Source organism: Asticcacaulis tiandongensis, from assembly GCF_006475605.1.
GTDB lineage: Bacteria > Pseudomonadota > Alphaproteobacteria > Caulobacterales > Caulobacteraceae > Asticcacaulis > Asticcacaulis tiandongensis.
Genome location: NZ_SSBC01000021.1, coordinates 20,292 through 39,752, shown reverse-complemented (window position 1 = coordinate 39,752; position 19,461 = coordinate 20,292). Strand labels below are relative to the sequence as shown.

Genomic DNA, 19,461 nt, shown 5'->3' with positions numbered 1-19,461 from the left:
GCCTCTACTATCCTTGTATTAATTAGTCAAAGTAAATGCCGCAGAGATACACCCAGCTCTCTTTCCCGCAGCATAATTTTGAAAGTATCTGACCATGAATTATGAAGATCGCGCTCAGATTTATCCTGAGGTACGTTTCTCGGGCACGCCTTCGGGACGCCCTCTGGCTGTTATTACCGGGGCTTCGACGGGCATAGGCTACGAATTGGCGATACAGTTTGCTGAGCATGGTTACGATCTGCTGCTGGTATCAGAAAGTGAGGCGGTTCATGACGCCGTGGACCGTCTTGGTATTTATAATGTCGAGGTTATGGGGGTGCGGCGTGATTTGCGTCAGGAAACCGAAATCGACGCTTTCTGTGCGGACATACGCCATATAGACCGACCGTTAGCGGCGATCGTACTCAATGCAGGTGTAGGCGTTGGGGGGAAATTCTTTGAAACGGAATTGTGTACCGAGCTGAATATGATCAGGCTCAACGTGCTGGCCAATGTGCATCTGGCCAAACATCTGGTGCAATATATGATCCTGAAGGGGGAAGGCGGTAAAATCCTTTTCACCTCTTCGGTTGCGGCTACGACACCGGGGCCATATGAAGCGGTTTATGCGGCGACAAAAGCGTTTATCCAGTCCTTTGCCACCGCCCTGCATCACGAGCTTGAAGAAAAAGGCATCCAGGTCACCACCCTGCAACCGGGGCCGACCGACACCAATTTCTTTCACCGCGCCGGTATGGATGACACCAAGGTCGGGGTTTCCGAAAAAGACGATCCAGCGGATATCGCGCGTGAGGCGTTCGAAGGCCTGATGAGTGAAAAATCCAATATCGTTGCTGGCAGCCTGAAGAACAAAATCCTGACGGCGACGGTTATTCCTGAAGCGGTCAGAGTTTCCCAGCATGCGGACATGACAAAGCCGGGAGGCGCGTCAAATGTTCAGGGAGGCCCGCCACCGGAGGCGCGTTGAGGGCGCGCAGGGCCGATTCATAACAAGGATATGGAACAGCCGCCTGAGACCGCTTCATCGGGCCTTGTTTTCCCTCTCAGGGACGTCTGGTCAGTTTCTGGTTTAACGGATGCCCTGACCGAGCTTCACTTCCATTTTCGGACATACTCAATCAGAGCACGCAGCTTGGGCGCCATGTTGCGACGTTGGGGGAAATACAGGAAAAAGCCGGGAAAAGGCGGCAGGAAGTCTTCAAGCAGAGGCACAAGTTCCCCTGTTTCCACATACGGCCTGAAAGTCTCCTCTAATGCGAAAGTGATGCCGCCGCCCGCGAGCGCTGTGCGGATCATCAGGCGTAAGTCGTTGGTGGTGATCTGCGGGTCAACCGAGACGCTGAACGTGGTACCCTTTTCTTCGAACTCCCAGCGATATGGCGCGACGTTTGGTGCCGGACGCCAGCCGATGCAGCGGTGGCGAATGAGGTCACGCGGGTGGGCGGGCACGCCATGGGCCGCGAGATAGGAGGGTGTCGCAACGACACTTTCGCGCTGGTCGCCGGTGAGGGGGATCGCGACCATATCCTGCTCAATCACCTCACCAAGCCTGACACCTGCATCAAAGCCGGCCGCTACGATGTCGAACACCTCATCGGTGACGGTAACGTCGATCGTCACGCCGGGGTTGGCGGCCGTGAAACCGGTCAGCAGCGGCCCGGACAGGAATGGCTCGGCGATTGAGGTCGCGGCGATCCGTAAAAGCCCGCGCGGGGCGGTTACGGCGGCGACATTTTCAAGCGCGGTGCCGATCTCTGAAAGCGGGGACGACAGGGCTTCGTGCAGACGCTCTCCGGTTTCTGTCAACCGCACAGACCGTGTGGTGCGCATCACCAGCGCCGTGCCGAAGCTATCCTCAAGCCGTCGTATCCCCTGACTTACGGCCGAGCGCGTCACGCCGAGGCGATCCGCTGCGGCTCGAAAGTTGTGCTCCTCCGCGACAGCGAGAAAGAGCGGCAGGAGGTTCAGGTCAATTTTCATTGTCCAGATTTTCTAACCATTCAGTCAAGTAACGAGCGAATACCATTACCAGTCATAGGAGTCTATCTTCGCTGAATACACATAAGGAAAACACAGCATGAATAAGATTATTCTGATTACCGGAGCCTCCAGTGGCATAGGCGAAGCTATAGCCCGCGAAATTGGCGGTACGGGCGCTAAGGTGCTGCTGGGCGCACGCAGACTGGAGCGCATCAAAGCCATAGCCGCCGAAATTCGTGATGCAGGCGGCACGGCAGAGGCTCAGGCACTGGACGTCACGGATCTTGGGTCCATGACGGTTTTCGCTGAAACCGCGATGGAAAAATGGGGGCGTATTGATGTTCTGGTCAACAATGCAGGCGTGATGCCGCTATCGCCGCTGGCTGCGGGCAAGCACGATGAGTGGGAGCGAATGGTCGACGTCAATATTAAAGGCGTACTCTGGGGCATTGGAGCGGTGCTGCCGGTCATGCAGGCTCAGGGCAGTGGTCAGATTATCAATATCGGTTCTATTGGTGCCTTACAGGTCGTGCCCACGGCGGCGGTCTATTGTGCGACGAAATTTGCGGTGCGCGCCATTTCGGACGGTCTGCGTCAGGAAAGCGCGAATATCCGTGTCACCTGCGTCAATCCCGGCGTCGTGGAAAGCGAGCTTGCAGCCACCATCACGCATGCGGAAACGAAGGCTGTAATCGACGCCTATCGCGCCATTGCCCTGCAACCCTCAGACATCGCGCGCGCCGTTCGTCAGGTGATCGAGGCCCCGGCAAGCGTGGACACCACCGAAATCACGATCCGCCCAACCGCCTCAGCTAACTGAGGCTAATTGAGGGAGCCATCCCATGACTTTTGCACCGCCGACCGAAGCGGTCATGATTGCCGCCCGCAAGCCCTTGCTTATATTGGCCTTCGTCGTCGTACCAGCGCAGGCGAGCAGGGTGGCCATCTCATTTGATGAAACCGAAGCCCGAAACGAAGCCTTAGTACACGAGGCGTTTGAAGGCTGGGCATCCGGACGCGGTAGCGTCTTCGATCTGCTTTCCCCCGATACTCGCTGGACGGTCCATGGCTCTGACTCGACCGCCAGAATCTATAAGGGCATAGGACTTTATGCACAACGCATCGCCTTCTCTGGTCCGCCGCCTTGCAAGTCCCCTGAAGCCGGAACTGCACCATATCTGGGTCGCCGGTGACCGGGTCGTCATCCGCTTTGACGCCTCAGCCACCACAACGTCGGGGCACTTTATACCAACCAGTTTGTCTGGATATTCAGGATGGAGGGCGGTTCGGTTGTCGAGGCAGAAGCCTTCCTTGATCTCGTTGCCTATCAGCATGTCATCGATAACAACGATCCGCGCTCTCAATGAGCCTGCCCTGCACGACCCTGTGTCGGGCTATGTGGGTTACCGAAGATGGTCATATCCGTCACGAACGGTTGCCCAATAGCTGTTACGTCGTGGCGCAAGGATATCGTGTACTTATTTTAAGATTAACCGGCGTTAATTGGTGGTGGTGTGCGCAGTCGTGGGCTAACCAGTCTCGGTGTGGGTTTTCCCGTGTTTGACGGGATTTAACGGGAATTTCGAATAAATCAGGCCGAATGCTACGGTTTTCCAATGATATTTCCTTTAAACTTTAGACACCTGAGTGCCTAATTCCCGCATTTCAGTTAGCGGGAACTTATCTATCGTCCTTGTGAAATTATACGCCGCATGACGGGAGAAGATAGGGCCATGACGGGCCGGCCCATTTGGCAGTCCATGCGCTCTGCGCCAGACATTTTTTGCTTGTGCCCCTAACCATAACGCTGTTTGATTGTGTCGTTCGGTAACGGACAGACGACCTAGCACCAAGGAGGGTAACGGTCGGATTTAACATCGCTTAGGCGGTGTTGGACCCGGTTTTACCCTTGGCCCAACGCTGCAGAAGCATTTGGTTTAACTTTGGAGTGGTCGTCATGAACACGAACGCAAAACTAAAATCAGATCAGAGTTTCAGAGAGCTGAAGCTTTCTAAAACTCGTGCACGGCGGCAAGCGGTGGAAGCCGCAAATAATAGTGCCGATCTTGCGGCCGCACCGCGCCGCAACGATATTCTGCCGGAACTAATTATCCAGAATGTTGATCTATCGGCCTTGCGCAGTGCGGGCAGGCAGACACGCAAAGTCACAGATGCTCATGTGGTGCGCCTGATGGCATCTATCGCGGATTTAGGGTTCACGGTCCCAATCCTTATTCGTTCTGGTGAGATCGTTGACGGTCATACACGGGTGGAGGCCGCCAGACGCCTGCAATTGACTCAGGTGCCCGCAATTGAAGTTTCCCATTTGTCATCAGCGGAAACACGTAAACTGCGTCTGGCTCTGAACCGGACCGCGGAACTGGGCGTTTGGGATATCGATCAGTTGAAGGTCGAGATGACCGATTTGCTCGATCTTGAGATTGATCTAGGCAGCACGGGTTTTACCGCGCCTGAACTTGATATTATCCTCTTGGATGATCTGAGCGATAACGCGGCGGTGGCGAGAGATGAGTGCGTCCCTGAGGCTTTGGAAAATGAGATTACGCGGCTGGGTGATATCTGGCAGTGCGGCGATCACAGGATTCTTTGCGGGAATGCACTGGAAGCGTTCGCCTACGATCAGTTGCTCGGCGACGTGCAGGTTCAAGCGGTGCTGTCGGATCCGCCCTACAATGTACGTATTAAAGGTAATGTCAGTGGATTGGGCAAAACGACCCACAAAGAATTTGCCATGGCGTCAGGTGAGATGGATTCAGACCAGTGGCAGGCTTTTCTCGACGCGGTTGTCGGTCATTGGGCGCAACGCGTAGGCGAGGGAGCGGTTATCTATGCCTTTATGGACTGGCGGTCGATCGATCGGCTTTATCAGGCAGGCTTTAGGTCCGGATTGAAGCTCATTAATCTCGCTGTCTGGGACAAAGAAGCAGGGGCTATGGGCACGCTTTACAGATCAGCCTATGAACTGGTGGCTGTGTTCTGCAAGGGCGAAACACCGCGCACGAACAATGTGGGATTAGGTCGTCATGGTCGTAATCGCACCAATGTCTGGAAGGCGCCAGGGGCTAACCGTCGGGGGTCATCTGCAAATGCGATGTTGCACCTACATGCCACCCCAAAACCGGTAGAACTGTGTGTCGATGCCATTCTCGACGTCACTCAAAAAGACGATATCGTTCTGGATAGTTTCCTTGGCAGCGGCACGACTTTGATCGCTGCGGAGAAATCTAAAAGACGCTGTTACGGTATTGAGCTTGAGCCAAGGTTCGTTGATGTCTGCATACGGCGCTGGCAGGACTATACGGGTCAGCAGGCTATTTTAGAAGAGACTGGCGAAACGTTTGAAACCGTTTGCGCCCGACGTGAAGCGGCGCAAGCCTCTGCTGACGGGGAGGGATCAGCATGACGAAACTTACCAATTCAGAAGAAACCTCAGATGGTTACAAGGTGGGCTACGGCAAACCCCCTAAGGCGTCGCAATTTAAACCCGGAAATACACACGGCAAAGGCCGTCAAAAGGGCTCTAAGAATTTGAAGTCCATAGTCAACGAAGCCATTGCTAGAAAAGTTTCTGTCCAAATAGACGGTGTAACCCAGAGGGTGCCCAAAAAAGAGGTGTTGGTGCATGCGCTCGTCAATAAGGCAGTGTCTGGTGACCTGAAAGCCATGGGCAAGACGTTAGAACTCATAGAGCGGTATGAGCCGATCACAGAGGATGCAAGTGTATCGGGTGATGAAGCCGTGGCCTACAATCTTGAGGCGCTCAAGCACTATCTAATGATGCGTGGTGAGATGGAGGGGGAATGATATGGCCGATATGCTTGACCTGGATCCTAAACGTCTTGCCGCGACCATGAGGCAACTGGCCCGTGAAGAGTTTAGTATCTTTATTGAGGGGGCTTTCAGGATTCTGCATGACGAACCCTTCCTGCGCACCTGGCATATTGACGCCATTGCGCACCAACTGTCATGTGTGGAACGCGGAGACGTTAAACGTCTGCTCATTACTATGCCGCCTCGCACGATGAAGAGTTTCATCGCCAGTGTCTGCTTGCCGGCATGGCTCTTGGGTCGTAATCCGGCAGAGAAGATTATCTGCGCTTCTTATGCCCATGATCTATCAAAAGAGTTTAGCTATCAAACGCGTAAGCTGATGCAGTCGGAGTGGTATCGTAAACTCTTCCCTGACACGCGCCTAGATCCTAAAAAGAACAGCACTGACGAACTGGGTACAACCAAAGGCGGCTCACGCCTCTCTACCTCTGTAGGGGGCACCCTCACAGGACGCGGTGGGAACTACATTATTATCGACGACCCCATCAAAGCCAAGGATGCTTACTCGGAGACTGTACGTGAAGGGGCAATCGACTGGTTTAAGGGCACGGTTCAGAGCCGACTTAACAACCCTAAAACCGGCCGCATTATTGTCGTCGCCCAGCGACTTCATATGGAGGACTTGCCCGGTTATTTGATCGGCCAGGGGGGATGGACGGAACTGTGCCTGCCGTTGGTGAATGATCGTGATCAGGTTATTTTCTTGACTGCGGATGTGGAAGCTGAGCGTCCTGCTGGTAATATTTTACACGAAGCACGATTTGATGACGCTGTCATCACCAGTTTACGTAAGGAATTGGGGGAGCAGCAGTTTGAAGCGCAGTACAATCAAAGACCGCTACCTCCTGGTGGTGCCTTGTTCAAACTGAGTTGGTTGAAGCGTTATGAGGCCCGTCCGAAGCCGAGCAAGGTTCAGGGTGTCGTACAGAGCTGGGATACCGCCTATGAAATCGAGGATCACAACGATTATAGCGTCGACCTGGGCGGTGTCGGGGGTAAACTATTATCTACTTGACGTATATCGGGCGCACTTGCCGTTCCATGAACTGGAAAAAGCCGTCTATGCGCAGAGAGCAAAATGGAAGGCGGATCTGGTTATTGTTGAAAAAACCGGTTCAGGCATCAGCCTGTACCAGAATATCAACAGGGTCGCGGGTCAGAAGTGGTTGGATGAAAAACGCCCAGCGGGCTCCAAGCAGGACCGGGCTTCACAGCAGACACCGAAGTTTGAGCGAGGCGAAATCTGGCTGCCGGAAGACGCCCCGTGGTTAAAGGCCTTTGAAGATGAGCTCGCCAGCTTTCCGCACGGCAAACACGATGATCAGGTAGATAGTGTTGTTCAGTTTCTGGCTTCAGTGGATACGGGCAATTTGCTTTGGCGGATTAATTTGGCGCGTCGATATTGATCATTATGAAAGGACAGAAAATGTCATTCCGGTGACGGCCAGCTGTGCTAGCCACTGTTTGAACATCCCAGCAACCTCGTCGTTAGCGAGTTGGCTAACTGGGAAGGCTGGGTAACCTTGAAGGTTGGTTGATGAGAGTTGGCCGACGATTGCGGTTAGGTCATCATACAGGCGACGTCGGGTGGCTTCATCTGTAAAAGCCGCAAGCTGGTGGAGGTTACGTAAGCTAAATGATACCTGTGCACCTGAGGCCCAGAGGTGAACGGGCGAAAAAGTCGTGCCGCTTTCATCGGATAGGCTGGCATATAGCGAACCTTGACGGCTTGATATGCCCACATCACCGCCCAGTTGTTCAACTAGGCTGATAAAGGCAAGAGCCCCGTCAAGTGTCTGAGCGCCAAAAGGGGCAATATGGGTTTGAAGCCATTGGTCGCGGGTTATCGGTTCAAGGTGGGTTTGCGTACGCTTGGTGGCAGCGGCACGTTCAGTTTCGCCAATCAGCCGCGGGCTTAGAGTTATGGTCCCATCCTCACCCGTATACCAGCGTAGTTCGACCGCACGCACCTCTGCCCGCATCTGTTCGTTAAGAAACTCAACGATCCGTGCCAGTTCACGGGGTATTTCATCGGCAACGAATACAAGCTTAATTCGTCCAGCCGAAAAGTTTGCATCGACCTGCTGCCAGAATATCTCCGGCGCCTGTTCGCCTATAAAGGCCTGCAATGACTCGCCCGGGTCTTTTCCAGTGGCCAATGTTGTGCGGGCGAAGCTATCGGCAATCTGCCCGGCCTGCCAGTAGGCGGTGGCATTGGCCGCATAATCGAGCATTTGACCGACCACTTCACGGCGTAGGCGCGTGTCCACGGCTCGCTTCAGTTCGACCAGCACGGGGACGGCGTCGCGGGTAACGAACAGATGGTCGACTGACCAGCGTCCGGATCTATTATCTCTGTCGGAAATACACTGTTCCCGGCGGATGAGAAGCAGATCTCCATCACCATCGGTGATTAACTCCGGATATCGAGCAATGAGTGCTTGCATGTGGTCCTCCGTCTCAGGTGCGGACGGCATCATGCGTTTAAGGCCGCCTTTGGCATCGACCATATAGATGAACCCCTGTGCCATAGCTTTAAAGCCCTACTGATGAGGCCGGGTCACTATATTCGCCCACTACCCAGACAAAGCTTTGTAAGTCGATATGGTCGCGTGGGCTTAGTTCACTGATTTCTCTTTGGGTCATGGCCATCATATCTAAGAGACTGGCATAGACTTCAGGCCTTAATTTCGGGCTGTAGTCCTGAGCAAAGCCATGCCCTACACGGACGGCAAAGTCGCATGTGACCAGCGGCTTGAGGAACATATGGGCGTCAGGCCGCCACAAAAAGGGCAAATAGGTCACGACGGTCCATTTGGCATTGTCCTCAACGCTCAGCAAGCGTTCCATGATCCTTAAAGCAGAATCGATGTCACCTATAGCAAACGGGGCTGACGCCTGAATGAAGTTATCCGCATCTGGACCACGGAGTAGGGGCTGGAGACGGGCTTTCTCAAAAGGTGACAAGAGATTAGTGGCGCGAAACACCGACAGCACGGCTTCTCCGAGCCCTGTCTCGGTCAAGGCCTGTTCGAGCGGCGCCGTCTCATCCAGTTTTGCCTTAGCGGAAAGCTTGTAGTTGCGTTCCGTCTCGCCAAAGGCCGTGGAGCTAAACCCATCTGGAAATAAACTGCGAAATCGCTTTATGGCCCCTTCAAAGCCAAAATAAGCCTCACTGGCCTGGCCTATACGACTGCGCAGCTCTTTCCATACGTCGTCAGGATCATGACCTGTGACTCTGGCTTTCTCACTGCCGCCCGCTATCAGTAAGCCGACATAATAATCGCCGGTATGTACCAGCCGTAATGTCACCTGACCTATGGCCTCATTACGTATGGTCTTTAATTTTATTCCGGGTCCGATAACCGGTTTGATGATGTCTGTTTCCGACATTGGCACTTCCTTGTAGTCAATCAGTGACACGCAGTCACGCTTGCTACGCGAGAGAAGTCAACCACGATTGTCACTGATCGTCTGTAGATTGATCGTCTGCAAGGTTGGCACGATCCCTGTGTGGATATCAAACAACGCCTTGCCCTGAATCTTCGCCGCCTACGCCAGCAAAAAGGTTGGTCTCAGGAGGCGTTTGCCTTCCATGCAGACATTCACCGCACCTATATCAGCGATCTGGAACGCGGGGCACGCAACCCAAGCCTCACCATCATAGAGAAGCTGGCGAACACGCTCGAGGTTAAGGCCGGAGAACTGGTGGATTAACTCTTTGGTGTGCGGAAATGACATTGCTACTAGGGCGAGACTCTTGACAAGATGATCCGCACTATCGAAGGGTGCTTTCGGTAAAGATGGGCGTGGCGGTGCCGAAACAGTCAGCTGGTCTAGGAAAGTTAGGGGGCATCATGGTCTTGGAAGCATTAGTTATATCCGCTGCATTATCGACAATCAGCATGGCTAGTGAAACGATTTATAGTCACGATACCTTAGGACGTGTCATTACGGTTTCATCGACCAATGGAACGCATGTGGAATACCAGTATGATGCGGCGGGCAATCGCATTCAAAAGGTTGTCACCGCATCCCCCGTAACAACCGGAAAATTTATGGTCTTGCCCCTGAGCGGATATGTTGTCATTCCCGTCCCGTGAGCCTGGTCAGGATTCTTTCACACACTAATTAATCAGCATATTTTGCATGTAAGTCGATATTGTGGGGCCTTTATGAATAAAATTATCAAATCCGTTACATTCGGTTTGGTTGTTGGTCTTGGCGCACTAGGTTCCGCAAGTCACGCCGCGAATTCGTCCGGAGCAGTGCCATTGAACACAGCCGGACAACCCCTGTCGTCCGCGTCTGCTCAAGTCGTACAGCAAGCGCATGTCACCGTGATTGAATCCAGTTATATGCCCTCTCTCGTGGCTTTTATGATTGATCAGGCTGCAGGAAGCTGTGCTGCTGGCAGTTTTCTGAAATGGTACGGGGTTGGTTTGGAGGCTGCGGATAGACGCGAAAACGCTCAGGCCGTATATGCGTCACTTCTAACGGCCTTGGCCGGGAACAGAACGATTAACCTTGTCGTGCAGGACACAGACTGTACGGTCACGGTAATGCAGATTAACTAACCTGACCTGTCCGATATTAAAGGTGCGCGAAGCTGAAGGGCCGTTTATGAAACCGGATACTGAAGACCGTGAGGGTGGTTATACGCTGACCGAGATGCTGGTGGTTATCCTGATCATCTCATTGATTGCGGCTGTACTGACACCGTCCCTGCTGGGTCAGCTGAGCCGGTCGCGTGCCAAGACGGCTGAATTGCAGATTGATACCACAACCGCGGCTATCGAGATGTTCCGGGATGATACCGGACGCTATCCGACTGAGACTGAAGGGCTAGGCGTTCTGGTACAGGCACCGGACGATGCCGGATGGTTGGGGCCGTACCTCAAGTCCGAAAAGGCGCTTAATGATCCCTGGGGGCGGCCTCTGGTCTATGCCACATCACCTGAGGGTGGGGTCACGGTCACCTCTCTCGGTGCGGATGGCAAGCCGGGTGGCAAGAGCGTCGATCAGGATATTGTCGGGCGCGTGCAGTAGTGTCCCTGTGGCTCGGTGGGCTGGGGGTAATTATCGGCGTCGTTGTCGGGTCCTTTGCTGCCACCGTTGCGGTGCGAGCGGGCAAGGGGCAGGGCGCTCTGTCAGGGCGTTCCGCCTGTGACCACTGTGGGGTGTCGTTAAGGTTTGTCAGGACCATACCCGTCGTTTCCGGTTTGTTAAGTGGCGGGAATTGTCATGCCTGCAAGGGGCCCATTGATCCCTTGCATATGGTCGGAGAACTTGCGGGGGCTATTATTTTAGGTCTCGTGTGCCTGTGGGTACCGTTGCCACAGCTTGTACCCTTTGCCTTACTCAGTCTGTGTCTCCTGACCCTTGCCCTGATCGATAGCCGTATCCAGCGCCTGCCTGATCCGTTGGTACTTGCGGTGGCTGCCTTAAGTGGGGGGATAGCCCTTATGGACGGCGTGGGTGTTTTTAATCTGCTGGTCGCCGTTTCTGTCGGAATCGGGCTGTGGTTGATCCGTTTTGTGCTGGAAAAGCGCAGTGGTCAGGCCGCGCTTGGCCTTGGGGATATTAAGCTCTGTGCGGCTTTGGGCCTCTGGCTTGGGCCTTCCGTCGTGCATGTCTTGCTTCTGGCGTCAGTTTCGGGTCTGGTCTATGCTCTGGTCACCAGACAAACCGGGCGCATGGCTTTCGGGCCTTTCCTTGCAGGCGCCGCCCTGTGTATTGGACTGGTGCCTTATAGCCCGTGGGCAGAGGGGATGGCGTGGTGGATCTGAACCTGACAACCGAACCGGTACGCGCGGATGTCCTCGACTACCTGATCGATAGTGGCGCGCTCCTGTCCGAAGCGCTGGCCCGCGCTGAGGTCGTCGCCCGTCGCTCAGGGCAGAGTGTGGAAACCGTCCTCAACCAGTTGGGTCAGTTATCGGACGAAGATCTGGCACAGGCCTATTCGCGTGTAACTGGCCTGCCCTTATGGGACCCGCAGACAGAACCGGCTGAGGTCGACCCGGAGATACTGGGTATTGGCCCTGAGTTCCTGCGCAAGGTAAGGGTCGTCCCCATTCGTCTGGAGGCCGACGCCCTTGTCTGTGCCGCCTGTGACCCGTTTGACCTCGAGATGCGTGAAGGGTTGGGCTTCGCGGTAGGCTTACCGCTCAGGTTCTCTATTGCCCGTGTTATGGACTGGCGTGCCACAGTTGAGGGACGCAGCGAGACCTCCGGTGTTTCAGATGAACAGCGCATCGAGCGTGATCTGGCATTGGTCGAGGACAGTTCCGTCGAGGGGCAGGCCGTGGAACTGGTCAATATGGCCTTTGCCGCGGCCGTGGATCGCGGCGCCTCGGATATTCACTTTGAGCCCCGACGCCATGATCTGCTGATCCGTTTGCGGGTCGATGGCCGTTTGCTGGACCTTATGACCGCCAGCGTTGATGTCGCCGGTCCGGTCGTCTCGCGCATCAAGGTGTTGTCCAGTCTCAATGTCGGCGAACGCCGCCTGCCTCAGGACGGGCGCGCCTCGTTTGTCAATGCCGGACGTGCCATTGATGTGCGTGTCGCCACTTCACCGACCGTCTTCGGTGAAGGAGCCGTGCTGCGGCTTCTGGATCGTACACAGGCCCCTCAGGACATAGCCTCCCTGAAGCTTCCGGCATCGGTGACCGATCTGCTTGAACGGGCAGTCAGAACCCCGCATGGTCTGTTTCTGGTCACGGGTCCGACCGGTTCCGGCAAGACGACCACCCTCTATGCCCTGCTGGCGGCCTTCAAAGGGCAGGGGCGGAAAATACTCAGTGTCGAAGACCCGGTGGAACGGCATTTTGAGCATGTGTCCCAGACACAGGTTCAGCCGCAGATCGGCCTGACCTTTGCCCATTGTTTGCGGTCCTTCCTGCGACAGGATCCCGATGTGATCCTCGTCGGGGAAATCCGCGATGCCGAAACCGCCGCCATTGCCGTTCAGGCGGCCATGACCGGCCATCTGGTGCTGGCCTCCGTCCATGCCAATACGGCTCTGGCGGTCGCGCCGCGTCTCAAGGATATGGGCGTGGAACCCTATCAGCTGGCGGCCTCCATCAAGGGCGTCATGGCCCAGAGGCTGGTCAGGCGGTTGTGCCCGGCTTGCAAGGCCGAGGCAGAACCCTCGGAGGCATTACTGGCCTTCGGTCGGCAGTTGGGGGAAACTCTGCCAGAGAAGGTTTATACCCCTGTCGGTTGCCCGAAATGTCGCGGGGCCGGATATTCCGGCCGGATTGTTCTGGCCGAAGGCCTGTGGGCTGATGGGCCTTTCCTTGAGATGATCAGTGAAGGCGCCACACTGGAAGCGCTTAATGCCTATGGGCGAAATGCCGGTCATCGGACCATGGCGCATGAGGGCTATGCGCAGATATTGAACGGACAGTCCACGCTTGAGGATGTGCTGGCGGCGACCGATGGCTGAGACAGCTTACACCTACAAGGCCGTGGATGAGGCAGGTCGCACCAAACGGGGTGTGCTTCATGCCCGTGACGAGGCCGACGCCTTTGCCCGACTGCGCGGGCAGAGACTGTCACCGGTCTCGCTGAAGGCGCAGAAACAAACCGGAGCATCAGCCTCATTGTCAGAGCGCTTTCGCCTGACCGGAGGACGCGCAGGTGTCTCTGCCGCCGGTCTGGAAACCTTTCTCCTTAATCTCTCAGTCCTGTTGCGTTCGGGCGCAGATATCCGCACCGCCCTTCAGGTGCTGGATGATGGCGGGGGCGGGCTGAAGGCGGTCTCGGGACGTATTCTCGGCGGGGCGGGTGTAGAGGCGGCCCTGACGCCGGTTTTTCCGGCACATCTCAGGCATCTGGGTGCGCTGATCGGGGCCGGGGAGGCACGCGGTGACCTGCCTGCCGGTCTTGAGGCGGCCGCGCAGGTGCTGACCTCACGGCGGCTGATCCGCCAGCAGCTTCTGGAGGCTCTGAGCTATCCGGCCTTTGTATTTGTCACGGCCATTGTCGCCATGGCGGTCATTCTGCTGGTCGTGGTACCGGCCATTGCGCCTCTGCTGTCAGAAAGCGGCCAGTCTGTACCGGTTTATTTCCAGCTGGTGATTGCCTTAAGTGAGGCCTTGCAGGCGGGCTGGGTCTACCTGCTGACAGGCTTAGCCATAACCACTGTCCTTCTGATCCTCGGCTGGCGATACGGCAGTGTGCGGCCGGTACTGGAGCGATGGTGGCTTGATGGTCCGCTGTCGGCCATATCCCGTAACCTTGTCTATGGAGGCTATGCCAGAGCTCTGGGCGAAAGTCTGGCGGGCGGGGCGGGTATGACTGAAGCCCTGAGGTTGAGCCACAAGACGGTGGGCCTTGCGCCTGCACGGGAAAGACTGGACCTGGTGCTGACCGCGGTGCGTCAGGGACAGCATCTGTCCGAAGCCCTGAGGAGCGTGAAGGGGTTTCCGACAGCGGTACTCAAACTGACGGAAGTAGGTGAGGCGTCCGGACAGCTTGGTCCCATGCTGTCACGCGCAGGAGAACATGCGGAAGCGCAAGCCTTGCAACGGATTGCCAGACTGTCGAAGGTTCTGGGGCCGGTTCTGATCTTAGGCCTTGGTCTGATGATTGCCGCGCTCATGGGGGGCGTCCTCACCGCACTCACCGATATAGGCAGTGTAGCGGGGGCTTAAGGGACAAGAGTCAAAAAAACGCAGTTATAAACAGAAATGCGCATTGTTGTGTGCATTTCCGAGCGGTGCCATCTTGACGTGTAGCGCAAGCTGGGCTTGTTTAAGGTGGCGGGTATAATAATACAATAGGGGGCGCGTTGAAAACCTGTCCGGGAATCTGTGGCTATCTGTACCGTTTCCTGTCGGGATGGGTTCAGGCAAAGCGTTTTTCGCGTATGTCGCTCTCCGTTATGGCGGGCCTGCTGTTGACGGCCCCGGCCACTCAGGCCGGAGATACGTCCTATAGCTATGACGCGCTTGGCAGGGTCATTCAGGTCACCTTTCCCGATGGAAGCTCAACCGCCTATCAGTATGACAGTGCGGGCAATCGTTTGCAGGTCACGCGCACAACTATTGCACCGACGGCAGGCGCTGTGTCGATGTCGGTGGCCTATAACGGGTCGGGTACCGCCGCCTTGCTGCCCGACGGTAACTGGACGTCTTTAGCTATTGTAACCCCTTCGTCTAACGGCACAGCCTCCATCAGCGGCACAACGGTTACTTTTGTGCCCAATACCGGTTTTCATGGCAGCACAAGCTTTACCTACAGGGCGGTAGGGCCCGGCGGGAACAGCACCCCCGCAACGGTGAGTGTCACCGTGGCCACTCCTGCGGCCCCGACGGTGAGTAATGTGGCGCTTACCACGGCCTATAATACAGCGGGAACCGCGACTTTGACGCCGACAGGCGCCTGGACCGGGTTATCGGTCGTAAGCCAGTCGAGTAACGGAACGGCGACAATCAGCGGTACAACGGCAAGCTTTACGCCCACTGCTGGCTTCCATGGCAATACGAGTTTTACCTATCGGGCGACGGGCCCCGGCGGTAACAGTGCGCCTGCGACGGTCAATGTGACGGTTAATGCGCCGGCGGCACCGACGGTCAGCAATGCTACGCTCACCGCGGCCTATAATATGCCCGGTTCTGTGACGCTTGCGCCCGGTGGGGTCTATACCAGTCTGGCGGTCGTAACCCAGTCATCGAATGGTACGGCGACGATCAGCGGCACGACCGCGACCTTTACCCCGAACGCAGGCTTTATCGGCACAACCAGCTTTACCTACAGGGCGATTGGGCCCGGTGGAAACAGTTCCCCTGCGACGGTCAATGTGACGGTGAATGCGCCCGCAGTGCCAACCGCGGGTAATGTGTCATTGAGTACGGCTTATAATACAGCCGGTTCTGTGGCGCTGGCACCGGGGGGAAGCTATACCAGTCTGGCGGTCGTGACCCAGTCATCCAATGGTATGGCGACGATCAACGGCACAACGGCAACCTTTACGCCGAATGCCGGCTTCCATGGCGCTACCAGTTTTACCTATAGAGCTGTTGGTCCGGGTGGAAACAGCGCGCCTGCGACGGTGACAGTAAATGTGGCCGCCCCGCCGGCACCAACGGTTAGCAATCGAACGCTCAACACCAGTTATAACACGGCCGGTTCTGTCGCTCTGGCACCAGGCGGAGTCTATACCAGTCTGGCGGTTGTGACCCAGTCACCCAATGGCACGGCGACGATCAGCGGCACAACGGCCACCTTCACACCGAATGCGGGCTTCAGCGGGACGACAAGCTTCACCTACAGAGCGACAGGTCCGGGTGGAAACAGTGCGCCTGCGACGGTTACTGTAAATGTGGCCGCTCCGCCGGCACCAACGGCTGGCAATGTGTCACTGACTACGGCGTTTAATACGGCCGGAACTGTCACGCTCACACCGGGCGGGGTTTATACCAGTCTGGCGGTTGTGACACAGTCATCCAATGGTACGGCCACAATCAGTGGGACAACGGCCACCTTCACACCGAATGCGGGCTTCAGCGGCACGACAAGCTTCACCTACAGGGCGGCAGGACCTGGCGGTAACAGCGCAGCGGCCACGGTCAGTGTTACAGTTCAGGCGCCACCAGTCATTACACTCAATGTGACCGGACGGGCTAACCTTCGTACCCTGGCCAACAACAACGGCTATACGGGAAATGCAACGGCGCGCTACCAGTTTGTGGTGCCAACCGGCACAACCATTATGGGCGCTTCCGGCGGCGGCAATGCCATTGAGACCGGCACCTGGCCTGCAGGCGTGACCCTCACACTCGTAATCAATGGGAACGTCTACGGCGGGGGCGGGACAGGGGGGCGCGGCAAGTGTCAGTGGGAGACCCACACGAATCTTAACGGCGGGAATGGTGGCAATGGCGTTAATGTATCCACTCCGATTACGATCACCGTAAATGGCACGCTTAGAGGCGGCGGTGGCGGTGGCGGTGGCTCCGATGTCGTCTGGGATGATATCTATTCATTCTGCGGCGGCGGCGGCGGAGGTGGTGCGCCCAATGGCGGCGGTGGCGCACCGGACGGCAGCACCGGTTCAGTAACGGCAGGCGGTGCAGCGGGTCAGGGTGAGGTATCTTCTTACAACTGGTCAACCGGTGGCGCTGGGGGCGCATTGGCAAATGACGGGGAATATCCAATATCGTGGGCCGGTGGCGGTGATGGTGGGGCAGCGGGTTTGAGCGTCAAAGCTAACGGGCATGCCGTAACTATCAACGGATCAGGCTCTTATTAAAAGAGTACTGAGCGCAGAGCGCGGCAAAACTTTTTAAAGGGGAAAGGGCATCATGTCCGCGATTGGAAATAGCCTTGCACGACTTGGTGCTTTTAATGCGCTCATCCTGTTGGCGGGCCTGGTGCCGGGTTTTGCACTGGCAAATACGGCCCCCTCTAAGGGATTGATGATCCATAGCCCCAATACTACTGACGAAAACGGGGTGGATTTGGGGACTGGACAGTTTGTCCCGCCCAAGCCTATGGCGCAAATAGGGAGCGGGCAAAGTTCTCTGACAGAAACTTCAAGTGGCGCACTATTTCCCATTGGTAGCAACTACAAGGGCGGGATTACTCTGGTCGATAGATACAGCCCTAGAACCTATGAAGTTTATGCTAACCACACGAATAAGGATGACGGCGTCGTTCATGTGTATTTTAACGGGTATTCCAAGATTTTTGAGTGGTCGTGGTCTGAAAACCGCTATATTGCGCAGGACGGCAGTGCAGATACTTTAGCCGTAGATCCAATGGCCATGCCAGGCCAAAGGACATCGGGGGCCATTTTAACAACATCAGACGGTACCAAGGTCGAGTTCGGGCCGCATGGGCCTTATGACTTTGGTGTAGATGCCATATTTACGGCTGCCAGCAAGATTATAAAGCCGGACGGTGAGGTCATTGGAATTCAATATGAAGATGAGTATATCCATACGGGATTTACTCAAGGTGACCATTTCCCTCAGTTTCCTCCATATTACTATACAAAAGGTTATTTGCGTACCGTGCATAGCAGCCTTGGATGGAAGATGTTTAATGATAATAAGGAGTCTTCGGCTTATAAGCTTGGCAATATAATGGTAGCGGGAACTGGGACATATGTATGGATTGGTTCTTCCGATCATGCAAAACAATGGCAACCTTTGCAAAGCTACATACCGTATCCTACCAGTGATCCAAGGCAAGAATTTTACAAGGAAAAACATATTAATACTTTAAGTTTCTCGGGAATGGGAAATTATTATAAATATAAAGAATTTACGGAAAGACGCTGGAGCCAGATGTGCAACGTTGCAAATTTCGTCGTTGCTCAGGAATATGTTGCAGCAGATCACCCTTATTGGGATAGGGTCGACGAGCCGGGCGAATGTTATACTAATTTAGAAATGATATTTAAAGAAAAAGAAGAGATATACAGCGTCGATAATAAACTTCTTTACACTGTTCAGTATGCCCCCCTGCCTAATAATTTTACGGTCTATAATAATATAGCTTCTATTGGTGGATGCTATGGCCTGAGCGTTACAGTAACCTGTGTGCAGTCGGTGACAAGGGCTGGACAGACATGGACTTATAATTGGTCCAAGGTTTCCGGCTCCCACCACTATCAGGTTGATATTGAAGACCCTGCGGGCAATCACAGAATTGTCGTGACCACACATGATTACAGGTTAGGGACCCGCATCATTTCCGATACAGACGGTCTCGGGAGAAAAACTTCGTATCAGTATGACGGCCAATATCGGCTGACGAGGGTAACATATCCGGAAAATAACTACACGATCTACGAATACGACACTCGCGGCAATTTGAAGTTCGTAAGGAGTTATCCCAAGATCGGTACGACGCCCATTGTCACAGAAGCTTCTTATCCGTTGTCCTGTACAGAGGCTACGGCTAAGGTATGCAACAAGCCGGTCTGGGTGCGTGATGCCCTGGGCAATCAAACCGATTATACCTATGATCCGGCTCATGGTGGTGTATTGACCGAGACGGGTCCGGCTGATGCCAATGGGGTGCGGCCCCAGACACGTTATGCCTACACACCATTTCCTCCGTCTTTTTCGATCTATTCCGTCACACCTGATATTTGGCGGTTAATAAAGATATCGACTTGTTTGACAGCTACTACGGCTAATCCAGCCTCCTGTGTAGGGACGGTAAATGAGCAGATTAAAGAATATGCCTATGCTCACCCTAATTTGCTTCTGACATCCGAAACCGTGCGCAATGGTAACAGTACTGTTTCGGTGACGACGAGCTATACCTATGACCATCTTGGCAATACGGTCATAGTCGATGGCCCACGCACGGATGTGGATGACCGGATTTATAAAACCTATGACGCCCAGCGCCGTCCATTACTCGAGATTGGCGCGGAACCTGATGGAAATGGTGCGCTGAAGCGTCCGACGGTGAAGCATTATTACGATCTGGACGGGCTAGAAACCCGTACCGAGACGGGTACGTGCGGTACTGTTACGATGAGCGGGGGGATGCCCACCGGATGTTCCGACTTCGTCTGGACGTCGGCGAAGAAGATGACCTATGACGCCGTTGGGCGTCTGACGAAGACCGAAGTGATGCAGCCATGAGGCCGGGGGTGGG

At 55.2% G+C, this 19,461-nt stretch carries 19 protein-coding genes; 16 read left to right on the top strand and 3 right to left on the bottom strand.

Annotated features, from left to right (window positions below; all coding sequences use genetic code 11):
• The first annotated feature begins 94 nt into the window (after positions 1-94).
• Positions 95-967, top strand: a complete 873-nt coding sequence (locus E5201_RS13560; RefSeq protein WP_140986950.1) for an SDR family NAD(P)-dependent oxidoreductase — start codon at positions 95-97, stop codon at positions 965-967.
• A 125-nt stretch (positions 968-1,092) separates the two neighbouring features.
• Here the strand turns inward: E5201_RS13560 and E5201_RS13555 are convergent, their stop codons facing one another.
• Positions 1,093-1,980 (bottom strand): LysR family transcriptional regulator, encoded by an 888-nt coding sequence (locus E5201_RS13555; RefSeq protein ID WP_140986948.1) that lies wholly within the window; start codon positions 1,978-1,980, stop codon positions 1,093-1,095.
• Positions 1,981-2,077: 97 nt separating this feature from the next.
• Between E5201_RS13555 and E5201_RS13550 the strand changes: the two genes are divergently transcribed.
• From E5201_RS13550 to terL, 6 genes are all read left to right on the top strand, one after another.
• Complete coding sequence (locus tag E5201_RS13550; RefSeq protein ID WP_140986946.1) at positions 2,078-2,800, top strand: SDR family oxidoreductase; 723 nt, start codon at positions 2,078-2,080, stop codon at positions 2,798-2,800.
• A gap of 22 nt (positions 2,801-2,822) precedes the next feature.
• Positions 2,823-3,173 carry a hypothetical protein gene (locus E5201_RS13545; RefSeq protein ID WP_219993642.1) on the top strand — a complete coding sequence of 117 codons (351 nt, stop codon included), beginning with the start codon at positions 2,823-2,825 and terminating at the stop codon, positions 3,171-3,173.
• Between the two features lie 764 nt (positions 3,174-3,937).
• Entirely contained in the window at positions 3,938-5,404 is a 1,467-nt protein-coding gene (locus tag E5201_RS13540) for a site-specific DNA-methyltransferase (protein ID WP_140986944.1), read from the top strand.
• Entirely contained in the window at positions 5,401-5,805 is a 405-nt protein-coding gene (locus tag E5201_RS13535) for a DUF5681 domain-containing protein (protein WP_140986942.1), read from the top strand. The genes E5201_RS13540 and E5201_RS13535 overlap by 4 nt, the downstream gene beginning before the upstream one ends.
• Position 5,806: 1 nt before the next feature.
• Complete coding sequence (locus tag E5201_RS13530) at positions 5,807-6,847, top strand: terminase large subunit domain-containing protein (RefSeq protein WP_140986940.1); 1,041 nt, start codon at positions 5,807-5,809, stop codon at positions 6,845-6,847.
• Positions 6,848-6,863: 16 nt separating this feature from the next.
• Positions 6,864-7,238, top strand: coding sequence for a phage terminase large subunit (terL, locus tag E5201_RS13525; RefSeq protein ID WP_181404643.1), 375 nt, complete (start codon positions 6,864-6,866; stop codon positions 7,236-7,238).
• Positions 7,239-7,241: 3 nt separating this feature from the next.
• On the opposite strand, the gene E5201_RS13520 is transcribed toward terL, so the two are convergent.
• Together E5201_RS13520 and E5201_RS13515 are read right to left on the bottom strand one after the other, a co-directional pair.
• Positions 7,242-8,363, bottom strand: coding sequence for a PDDEXK family nuclease (locus E5201_RS13520; RefSeq protein ID WP_140986935.1), 1,122 nt, complete (start codon positions 8,361-8,363; stop codon positions 7,242-7,244).
• A gap of 4 nt (positions 8,364-8,367) precedes the next feature.
• A complete protein-coding gene (locus E5201_RS13515; protein WP_140986933.1) occupies positions 8,368-9,225 on the bottom strand; it encodes a hypothetical protein in 858 nt (285 codons plus the stop codon).
• Between the two features lie 120 nt (positions 9,226-9,345).
• Between E5201_RS13515 and E5201_RS13510 the strand changes: the two genes are divergently transcribed.
• From E5201_RS13510 to E5201_RS13470, 9 genes are all read left to right on the top strand, one after another.
• A complete protein-coding gene (locus E5201_RS13510) occupies positions 9,346-9,549 on the top strand; it encodes a helix-turn-helix domain-containing protein (RefSeq protein ID WP_140986931.1) in 204 nt (67 codons plus the stop codon).
• A gap of 92 nt (positions 9,550-9,641) precedes the next feature.
• Entirely contained in the window at positions 9,642-9,935 is a 294-nt protein-coding gene (locus E5201_RS13505) for an RHS repeat domain-containing protein (protein WP_219993641.1), read from the top strand.
• A 72-nt stretch (positions 9,936-10,007) separates the two neighbouring features.
• Entirely contained in the window at positions 10,008-10,409 is a 402-nt protein-coding gene (locus E5201_RS13500) for a hypothetical protein (protein WP_140986927.1), read from the top strand.
• 46 nt (positions 10,410-10,455) lie between these two features.
• Positions 10,456-10,881 (top strand): type II secretion system major pseudopilin GspG, encoded by a 426-nt coding sequence (gspG, locus tag E5201_RS13495; RefSeq protein WP_140986925.1) that lies wholly within the window; start codon positions 10,456-10,458, stop codon positions 10,879-10,881.
• The gene (locus E5201_RS13490) at positions 10,881-11,621 is read left to right on the top strand and encodes a prepilin peptidase (protein ID WP_140986923.1); all 741 of its coding nucleotides are present in this window, start codon (positions 10,881-10,883) and stop codon (positions 11,619-11,621) included. The genes gspG and E5201_RS13490 overlap by 1 nt, the downstream gene beginning before the upstream one ends.
• The gene (locus tag E5201_RS13485) at positions 11,609-13,285 is read left to right on the top strand and encodes a GspE/PulE family protein (RefSeq protein WP_181404642.1); all 1,677 of its coding nucleotides are present in this window, start codon (positions 11,609-11,611) and stop codon (positions 13,283-13,285) included. Before E5201_RS13490 ends, E5201_RS13485 begins: the two co-directional genes overlap by 13 nt.
• A complete protein-coding gene (locus E5201_RS13480) occupies positions 13,278-14,495 on the top strand; it encodes a type II secretion system F family protein (protein ID WP_246050772.1) in 1,218 nt (405 codons plus the stop codon). The genes E5201_RS13485 and E5201_RS13480 overlap by 8 nt, the downstream gene beginning before the upstream one ends.
• 215 nt (positions 14,496-14,710) lie before the next feature.
• Positions 14,711-17,095, top strand: coding sequence for a beta strand repeat-containing protein (locus E5201_RS13475; RefSeq protein WP_140986919.1), 2,385 nt, complete (start codon positions 14,711-14,713; stop codon positions 17,093-17,095).
• Between the two features lie 52 nt (positions 17,096-17,147).
• Positions 17,148-19,448: an RHS repeat domain-containing protein gene (locus tag E5201_RS13470; RefSeq protein WP_140986917.1), complete on the top strand. Its 2,301-nt coding sequence runs from the start codon at positions 17,148-17,150 to the stop codon at positions 19,446-19,448.
• The last annotated feature ends 13 nt before the right edge of the window (positions 19,449-19,461 follow it).

Excerpts from the sequence above, each read along its gene's own strand:
- E5201_RS13560 (WP_140986950.1), top strand. The coding sequence starts at position 95 with ATGAATTATGAAGATCGCGCTCAGATTTATCCTGAGGTACGTTTCTCG.
- E5201_RS13555 (WP_140986948.1), bottom strand. The coding sequence starts at position 1,980 with ATGAAAATTGACCTGAACCTCCTGCCGCTCTTTCTCGCTGTCGCGGAG.
- E5201_RS13550 (WP_140986946.1), top strand. The coding sequence starts at position 2,078 with ATGAATAAGATTATTCTGATTACCGGAGCCTCCAGTGGCATAGGCGAA.
- E5201_RS13545 (WP_219993642.1), top strand. The coding sequence starts at position 2,823 with ATGACTTTTGCACCGCCGACCGAAGCGGTCATGATTGCCGCCCGCAAG.
- E5201_RS13540 (WP_140986944.1), top strand. The coding sequence starts at position 3,938 with ATGAACACGAACGCAAAACTAAAATCAGATCAGAGTTTCAGAGAGCTG.
- E5201_RS13535 (WP_140986942.1), top strand. The coding sequence starts at position 5,401 with ATGACGAAACTTACCAATTCAGAAGAAACCTCAGATGGTTACAAGGTG.
- E5201_RS13530 (WP_140986940.1), top strand. The coding sequence starts at position 5,807 with ATGGCCGATATGCTTGACCTGGATCCTAAACGTCTTGCCGCGACCATG.
- E5201_RS13520 (WP_140986935.1), bottom strand. The coding sequence starts at position 8,363 with ATGGCACAGGGGTTCATCTATATGGTCGATGCCAAAGGCGGCCTTAAA.
- E5201_RS13515 (WP_140986933.1), bottom strand. The coding sequence starts at position 9,225 with ATGTCGGAAACAGACATCATCAAACCGGTTATCGGACCCGGAATAAAA.
- E5201_RS13500 (WP_140986927.1), top strand. The coding sequence starts at position 10,008 with ATGAATAAAATTATCAAATCCGTTACATTCGGTTTGGTTGTTGGTCTT.
- gspG (WP_140986925.1), top strand. The coding sequence starts at position 10,456 with ATGAAACCGGATACTGAAGACCGTGAGGGTGGTTATACGCTGACCGAG.
- E5201_RS13480 (WP_246050772.1), top strand. The coding sequence starts at position 13,278 with ATGGCTGAGACAGCTTACACCTACAAGGCCGTGGATGAGGCAGGTCGC.
- E5201_RS13475 (WP_140986919.1), top strand. The coding sequence starts at position 14,711 with ATGTCGCTCTCCGTTATGGCGGGCCTGCTGTTGACGGCCCCGGCCACT.
- E5201_RS13470 (WP_140986917.1), top strand. The coding sequence starts at position 17,148 with ATGTCCGCGATTGGAAATAGCCTTGCACGACTTGGTGCTTTTAATGCG.